Annotated in this window: 8 protein-coding genes; 4 read left to right on the plus strand and 4 right to left on the minus strand. The window is 67.2% G+C overall.

The features are described 5' to 3' along the window. Together ACWEFJ_RS39020 and ACWEFJ_RS39025 are read right to left on the minus strand one after the other, a co-directional pair. On the minus strand, nucleotides 1-533 hold a 533-nt coding region (locus tag ACWEFJ_RS39020; protein ID WP_449716888.1), incomplete at its 3' end, for a hypothetical protein. A gap of 138 nt (nucleotides 534-671) precedes the next feature. Beyond that, entirely contained in the window at nucleotides 672-932 is a 261-nt protein-coding gene (locus tag ACWEFJ_RS39025; RefSeq protein WP_449716889.1) for a DUF1883 domain-containing protein, read from the minus strand. A gap of 579 nt (nucleotides 933-1,511) precedes the next feature. On the opposite strand from ACWEFJ_RS39025, the gene ACWEFJ_RS39030 reads away from it, so the two are divergent. Beyond that, nucleotides 1,512-2,681 carry an IS110 family transposase gene (locus ACWEFJ_RS39030; RefSeq protein ID WP_449716890.1) on the plus strand — a complete coding sequence of 390 codons (1,170 nt, stop codon included), beginning with the start codon at nucleotides 1,512-1,514 and terminating at the stop codon, nucleotides 2,679-2,681. A 120-nt stretch (nucleotides 2,682-2,801) separates the two neighbouring features. Here the strand turns inward: ACWEFJ_RS39030 and ACWEFJ_RS39035 are convergent, their stop codons facing one another. Then, nucleotides 2,802-3,626, minus strand: coding sequence for a hypothetical protein (locus ACWEFJ_RS39035; protein WP_449716891.1), 825 nt, complete (start codon nucleotides 3,624-3,626; stop codon nucleotides 2,802-2,804). Continuing rightward, a complete protein-coding gene (locus tag ACWEFJ_RS39040) occupies nucleotides 3,623-4,711 on the minus strand; it encodes a hypothetical protein (protein WP_449716892.1) in 1,089 nt (362 codons plus the stop codon). The genes ACWEFJ_RS39035 and ACWEFJ_RS39040 overlap by 4 nt, the downstream gene beginning before the upstream one ends. A 281-nt stretch (nucleotides 4,712-4,992) precedes the next feature. Between ACWEFJ_RS39040 and ACWEFJ_RS39045 the strand changes: the two genes are divergently transcribed. The 3 genes from ACWEFJ_RS39045 to ACWEFJ_RS39055 all read left to right on the plus strand — a co-directional run. After that, nucleotides 4,993-5,226 (plus strand): hypothetical protein, encoded by a 234-nt coding sequence (locus ACWEFJ_RS39045; protein ID WP_449716893.1) that lies wholly within the window; start codon nucleotides 4,993-4,995, stop codon nucleotides 5,224-5,226. A gap of 14 nt (nucleotides 5,227-5,240) precedes the next feature. Next, nucleotides 5,241-5,498 carry a hypothetical protein gene (locus ACWEFJ_RS39050; protein WP_449716894.1) on the plus strand — a complete coding sequence of 86 codons (258 nt, stop codon included), beginning with the start codon at nucleotides 5,241-5,243 and terminating at the stop codon, nucleotides 5,496-5,498. Between the two features lie 238 nt (nucleotides 5,499-5,736). Continuing rightward, nucleotides 5,737-5,944: hypothetical protein (locus ACWEFJ_RS39055; RefSeq protein ID WP_449716895.1), on the plus strand; the 208-nt coding region annotated here is incomplete at its 3' end.

Here is a 5,944-nt window from a genome sequence, read left to right on the forward strand (position 1 = left end):
TGTGGTTGGTCGAGCTTCTGTGAGAGGAAACCGACCCTACCCAGACGGGGCTGTTGCGCTGCCACCCCAAGATCAACCTTCTGAATAACGCTCCTCGTCTGTCCGTGGTGGTACCGCACCGCGGCAAGACGGTCGGCACCGTGCTCGGCGGCCACGATGCGCCAGGCGGTGTTCACGACGTCCTCGACCCACAACCGGCCCGCGGTCTTGACCGGCAGCAGGGTGCCGATCACCTCGGCAAGGGCGGCGTCGTACGGTTCGAAGACGTCCAGCACACGCATGGCAAGGAGCAGGAAGGCCCTGCCGCTGGTGTTGTCGGGGGCGTCCAGTCGTTGTCCGAACTCGTGCGCCACGTTGGTCAGAGGCGTCCAGCGGTCGTCGGTGGTGGCATCGTCTCCGGGAGCGGAATCGGCGTCGACGCCGAACACCAGCTGGCGTAGTGCGTTGGGCGGCCACGGCCCTTGAGCGTTGTGCTCCCAGGGCAGCATGGCCAGCAGCCTGCTTAACCGTTCGCGGTCGTCGTGATCGGACACGTCCTCTCCTTCCTGTCAGATCCGGTGCTCGTCGTGATCGAGTCGGGCAAGGGTAACCAGGCCGGGGCGATCCGCCCTCGACACGCTTTCAGGAGTCGGCGGTGCGCGCTCGCCGCCTGCGGGTACGTGGCGACCGGTTCACATCTCGTAGAAGTCGACCTCGACGTCGTGGTCGTTGTCGTCGACGACCAGGTACCACCGGTCCCGGTAGGGCACCTCCAGTTCCACCGGCGAGTAGTCGTAGAACCCGCCGAAGAACTCATACTCCCGCCCCTTGCGGTAGCGGGAGAAGTTGCCGGCGTCGACCAGCATCACCCTGGCGGTGGAGCCGTCCAGCCCGATCCTGAACCACGTGCCCTGGTCGAGCTTGCCCAGGTCCCAGTAGAGGTAGTCGCTCATCCGTCCAGTCCTAGCCGACCGCACGATTGCGGCCAGGCCCGGGGGCGCGCCGCGCCCCTGGGGTGTGTCAAACGAGCGGCTCTGGCACACTTTCGGCGGTTACAGTGAGTAGCCGTCGGTTCATGATCTCGTGATGGGTGCCGACTTCCTTGCGGGGACGGCATTTCCGGACCGTCGGTTCCGGTCGTCGGGTTGCGCGACGGAGGGCGGTGGTCGCGGTCCGCATCCGGGTTGTGGCCGTGCCGTCCGGCGCCCCGATGCCGCGATGACGAAGGCGTCGACAACCCGAAAGCACCTTCCCGACAAGAGGCTCGATCGCCACCACAAGACCCCGGCCACGACCGGCTACTCACCGTTACCGCCGAAAGTACGCCAGAGCCGCTCGTTCCAGTGTCATGCTGATCAGGTCCGGCGGGTTCGCCCGGCCGCATCGTTGCCCCTCGCGGTGGCTGTTGTAAATCTTGCGGCCCGCCGGACTCCAGGACTGCCGGTATGGCTTGAGAGGAGCGTGATGACGCATCTCGACTGGGACATGCCACCGGCTGATCCGCTGTCCCGTCAAGGAGAACGACCTCAGCCATGATCGTCATCGGGATCGACGCCCACAAGCGCTCCCACACCGCAGTCATCGTCAAAGAACTGGGCCGCAGACTCGCCACCAAGACCGTCGGCACCACCAGTGCCGACCACCTGGCGCTGCTGCGCTGGGCCGCCGAACACGACCAGCAGCGGGTATGGGCGGTCGAGGACTGCCGCAACATGACCCGACGGCTGGAGGCGGACCTGCTCGGCGCCGGCGAACGCGTCGTTCGCGTCCCGACCAAGCTGATGACCGGTGCCCGTGACGCCGCCCGCACCCACGGCAAATCCGACCCCATCGACGCCCTGGCGGTAGCCCGCGCAGCGCTACGGGAGCCCGATCTGCCCACCGCCCAGCTGGACGGTCCGGACCGCGAGGTCCGGCTGCTGGTGGACATGCGCGAAGCCCTGGTCGGGGAACGAACCAGGACGATCAACCGTCTGCGCTGGTACTTGCACGAACTCGACCCGACCTGGGACCCCACCGCCCGATCACTGGACCGGATCAGCGCCTACCAGGCCCTGACAACCCGGCTGGCCTCCCACCACGGAACCGTGGCGCGCCTGGCCCAGGCGCTGGTGGAGCACTGTCGACGTCTTACCGAACAGATCGACGCGCTGCTCGATGAAATCAGTGTGCTCGTCGAGCAACTCGCACCTACGCTGCTGGGCATCCGCGGCTGCGGGCCACTGACCGCGCGGCCAAGATCCTTGGCGAGACCGCCGACATCCGCCGGTTCCGCTCCCGTGACGCCTACGCCCGCCACAACGGCACCGCGCCACTGCCTGTGTGGTCGTCCAACCGCGCCCGCCACCGACTCAGTCGCACCGGCAACCGCCCACTCAACGCCGCCCTGCACCGCATCGCCCTCACCCAAGCCCGCTGCCACCCCGACGCCCGAGCCCTGCTCGGCCGCCGCCGAGCAGGAGGTGACGGCGGACTCGAAGCCCTCCGCGTGCTCAAGCGACACCTTTCCGACGTCGTCTACCGCGCCCTACGCATCGACGCCACGATCACCCGACCAACCTCCGCTTGACAGAGGAGCGATTTACAGTCCCACCCATCGCTGCGTAAGCGCAGGTCAGGCCACGTGGCCGACTATTGGCACCCCACAGGCGCGGTGGCGGTCAGCTCGTCGGCCCGAACCGGGTGCGGCCTCGACCGACTAGCGGATGGGAGCCGTCATCCGCGGCGGGTACGGAGAAAGCACGGGCCGATGTCGGCGCCCGCGCCCCACGGAATCGTGCCGGAGTTGGAGGGCATGGCGCCGGGCTGGAGGTGGGGGAGGTTTACGAGCAGGTGCGTTCCTGGTCGGGAGCGGGGTTCGCTACGGCGTCGCAGTAGGTGTGTGTGCGGGTGGGGCTCATCGTCCACTGCGCGGTGGCCGGCCAGTATCCCATCGCGCCGCTGTCCTCGGTGGCGAACATCGGGGCGTTCCCTTTCACCGGCACCACCCGTGACTCGCCGTCCTCTATGACGCGGACCTCGACGCGGTAGGCGAACGGGCCTCCCGAACCGCGGAAGTCGACGTCGACCTCCATGTCCGCCGACGCTCGGGGCGTGAGCCGGTGCCGATCGGTCAGTGTGGCTGCTCCGTCGAGTGGTGAGTCGAGGATCGAGTAGATCGCTCGAGGTGCCTCGGGGTCGGGGTACGGTATCTGAGTCCCGGGCTGCTGCAGACAGGTCAGGCGGACAATCAGTTCGGCTGACGTGGTCTTCGGGTACGGAGTGGTGTCCGGGGATACCACGACTTGTACGTACGCGACGGTGGTGTGGTAGTTCGCCGACAACGTGATCGTGTGCGTCGCGTAAACGGCGGGCAGCGCGCCCTCCCCGAGCGCCCACTCCCGGAGGCTGCGGCAGTCGGCCACGTCATCGGGAGGGGTGGCGCGAGCGAGTTCCTCTGATGCCATCAGCATCCACCAGTCATCGTCGGCGCGACCGCCCACCCGGACGCTTGCCTCGATCTCCGGCTCCTGGGCGGGAACCGTGCTCCACGACATCTCCGGTGGGGCCTGCGGTTCCCGGGGTTCCCACCACACCAAGAGTCCCGCGACGAGTCCCACGACGAAGCTCCCACTCAGGAACAGCGTTCTCCGCGTGCGCGTCTTCACCGGAACATCCCGCCCTCACCGCGCTCGGTCCACTTGAGGCCGTTGGGCGGTCCGTACTTGAAGCGCTGCTGGTAGTGGTCGGCGAAGGCCGTGGTGATGAACGGGTTTCCCTGGTCGTCCTTCACTTCGAAGACTTGCGGTTGCCCCTCGATCTCCGCGTGGATCTCCAAGTGCCATTCGCAGCACGACGTGGTGGCGCGTCCGATGAGGTTGAACGGTTGGGTTTGACCGGGCTCCAGTTCGACGTTCTCGCCATAGGTCCACGGGTCGCCGAGCGTGCCGCCTTGGTTGGTGACGCGAGCTCGGGGATCGTCCTCTTCGAGATCGAAACCGATGTCGATCACCTCGACACTGCCTTGCGCGCCCACCCACGCCAATGCACCCGACAGCGGAGCCGTCCGCTTCACCTTGGCCTTGATGTCGGTGATCAGCACCGGTTTCGGCCAGTGGTTGACCACCGTCATCCTCAGCCTGGTGAAGTTGTGGACCTCTCCCCAGTAGTGATAGGCGATGTAGACCGGTTGCGCGGCGAGGGCGAGCGGGCCGAGTTCTGGCTTGCCCTCGACCGCCAGTAGGTCCCGTACCTGCGTGTCCGAGAGCGGTTCGGCGAATGCCCACCCGAACGCGTCACCGCGGATTTGGTGGGCCGCCTTGATCCCGAGGACGCCCTTGGACCGGGCTTTGGCCTGCTCCGCCTTCGTGACCTCCTCTTGGGCCAAGGGCTCGATCTCGGGGTTGAGGACCCAGTTGATCCCGCCGCTCGCCGCAGCGCCCCCGAGCAGTAGCCCAATCCCGAGCACAACGTCGCGGCGCGGGATCAACTTCCTGCGCCACAGCGCGCGGTTCGCCAGTTCCGCGACCCGGTTCGCGAAGCGCTCGTCATGCCGCAGTTCGGCTGAGAGGGCAGCCGGGAGTTCGGGCGGAACCCGCCGGTCGCGGCTGAACCCGGACCACAGCTCGGCGGTTTCCGGGTTGTGTACGAGTTTCGGTTCCACGAGATCGTGGAGGTGTTCCCGGGCGGAGCGCAGCGTTCTCGTGGAAGTCAGGGCTTCGAATGCCAACTCGGCTAAAGCGTCCGGATCCATGGATACTCCTCGCTCCGTGCTGCTTTCTACACCCTACCGAAGTCGAAATTCCACCTCACACGGCAAGATGCCGCCGCCCGTCATCGCCCGGTGTGGTGGTGGCCAGCGGTGGAAGGCGTGGATGAAGCAGGCCGCCTCGGTATGGCCCAGTGCGGTGGCGATGGCGCTCGATCGAGGCCGTGGTCGTGGTCAGCAGCTCCACCGCGCGGGCGGCGCAGGCCTCACGACCGCCCGATCCCTGATCAGGTCAGCCTGACCGATCACTTGGACGGTTCACCACGATGGTGGGCCCTAACGGCAGCAGCAAGTCGACCCTGTTTCGCGCCGACAAGCTGGTGGACATCCTCGTCGACCGCGACGAGGTCGACGAGTTGCGAGCGCGCGCCGACGACCACAACGCTCACGCGGCCTACCGGCTGGCCGACCTGCTCGTCGACCGCAGTGACCTGGACCAGTCGCGAGCCCGTGCCTATGCAGGCGATTCCGCTGCGGAGGCGGGCTCTCCGACGTCCTAGCGGATCGTCGCGCGATGACCGAGCTTGCGCGAGGACCGGGCGACTTCCAAGCTCCCGAACGGCTGGTACGGCTGCTGGTCGCCCAGGGTCAACTTGGGCAGGCCCATCGCATCCTGCTCACGCAGACGCAGAAAGGCGACCACCGCGCCGCTCGGTGGCTCCCTGAGCTGCTGGTCTGGCTGGGCCGCCCCGAGGAGGCCCGACAGCTCGCCCGCTACGGCCTTGACACCGACGGCTCCCTGGCCACTCCCACGGACGAGGTGTTCCGATGACCGGGGAAGATTGCCGCTACACGCCACCCACTGAGCCAGATGGAGATCAAGTACAGCAGTCGCAACACCACCTCACAACCAGGCATCGAGTCGAAGGGGCCCGATCGTCGCAGCTCGGCATCCTGGTGCAGACTTTCTGCACCCCAAAGGTTGTAGCGTCGTGTACGGCGTGGTCCGACCGGGTGGTGTGCACTGTTGGCGGGTGGTTCGGGGACAGGGTCGGGTGAGACTGGGGTCCGTGGACGAGGTGGAGGTGCGCAACCAGATCGGTGGCACTGTGGTGGGCGCGGTGGTGCAGGCGGGCACGATCGACCAGGTGGTGCTGTATCAGCAACCGCAGGCGGCCGTGGGACCGGTACCGCGGCAATTGCCCGCGGTGGTGCGGGATTTCGCCGGTCGTGACATCGAGCTTGCCGCCTTGGACGGGATTCTGTCACCCGACGGTG

It is taken from the genome of Actinosynnema sp. NPDC004786 (genome assembly GCF_053601135.1).

Coding starts and splice junctions, on each gene's coding strand:
- ACWEFJ_RS39045 (WP_449716893.1), top strand. CDS start 4,993: ATGGTGGGCCCTAACGGCAGCAGCAAGTCGACCCTGTTTCGCGCCGAC.
- ACWEFJ_RS39025 (WP_449716889.1), bottom strand. CDS start 932: ATGAGCGACTACCTCTACTGGGACCTGGGCAAGCTCGACCAGGGCACG.
- ACWEFJ_RS39040 (WP_449716892.1), bottom strand. CDS start 4,711: ATGGATCCGGACGCTTTAGCCGAGTTGGCATTCGAAGCCCTGACTTCC.
- ACWEFJ_RS39030 (WP_449716890.1), top strand. CDS start 1,512: ATGATCGTCATCGGGATCGACGCCCACAAGCGCTCCCACACCGCAGTC.
- ACWEFJ_RS39050 (WP_449716894.1), top strand. CDS start 5,241: ATGACCGAGCTTGCGCGAGGACCGGGCGACTTCCAAGCTCCCGAACGG.